At 57.6% G+C, this 271-nt stretch carries 1 protein-coding gene; it reads right to left on the bottom strand.

The window, feature by feature from the left end; genetic code table 11:
- The coding region (locus ACPYOM_RS22550; RefSeq protein WP_481347672.1) for a hypothetical protein at positions 1-271 on the bottom strand (271 nt) is incomplete at both ends.

Genomic DNA, 271 nt, shown 5'->3' on the forward strand with positions numbered 1-271 from the left:
CTCGCGGACCTTCCCAAGGAATCCGGTGAACTGGCTGAAGATCAGCGTGCGGTGGCCTTCGGAAATAACATCTTCCAGTTGCTCGAACAACACGTCGAGCTTGGATGACCGCACACCGGACAGCGAAGAATCCACCAGCGACGCATCCAGGCTCAGCTGCCGGAGCAACGTCAAGGACTGGAAGATCGTGAAGCGGTTCTTGTTGACGTCGTCGATCAGCCCAAGGATCTTCTGCCGCTCACGCTGCAAGTGGGTCTGGTAGACCTTCTGG

This window comes from Monashia sp. HAY1-2A, assembly GCF_056755315.1.